1 rRNA gene is annotated in these 614 nt (G+C 48.2%); it reads right to left on the bottom strand.

The annotated features are described in order from the left end of the window. Positions 1 to 329: 329 nt before the first annotated feature. Positions 330 to 446: ribosomal RNA gene (rrf, locus tag KI809_RS20360) — 5S ribosomal RNA — on the bottom strand. Positions 447 to 614 lie beyond the last annotated feature (168 nt).

The raw sequence follows: 614 nt of genomic DNA, 5'->3' as shown, positions 1-614 counted from the left end.
AGCGCGGCGCTCTTGGTAACCTTGTAGCCTTGGAAACAGGCACCATGACCATATATCACAGTGTCAACATGGATAACTGAGCAATATGTTTTGTGACGAGATCATGTGGCATTGAGGATCTTGGAGGGAGGGAACAGATTATTAACGAAGAGAGTGGTGACAAGACGGAGCAAATAAAAAATCGGGGGATTGAGTCGGCATAAAGAAGGGGCCAATATCATTGGCAGAATTAGAATTACACACTGATATCCAGAACGTTCATTTCCTGTGGAGCAGGACGCAAAAAAGCCCCGCCTATCATAAGATAAGCGGGGCTTTTCAGATAAAATTCCCGGCGGCGACCTACTCTCCCACATAGCTACCCATGCAGTACCATCGGCCCAGAGGGGCTTAACTTCCGTGTTCGGGATGGGAACGGGTGTGACCCCCTCGGCATAGCCACCGAGAAACTCTTCGCACCTTCGGTGCTGGTTCGCGGTTCGTTGTTCGTGGTTCCAGGTTTTAACCTCGAACTTTGAACTTCGAACATTGAACCGACTTTATCTCGTCAATTGCATAACTGTAGTTGGCGTATATTTAGTTCGATTTGATTAATGGTTCGGGGGGAGGGTTAC

Source organism: Geoanaerobacter pelophilus (genome assembly GCF_018476885.1).
Taxonomy (GTDB): domain Bacteria; phylum Desulfobacterota; class Desulfuromonadia; order Geobacterales; family DSM-12255; genus Geoanaerobacter; species Geoanaerobacter pelophilus.
Note: the sequence above shows the minus strand (reverse complement) of the source record. Positions and strands in the feature narration are given on the sequence as shown.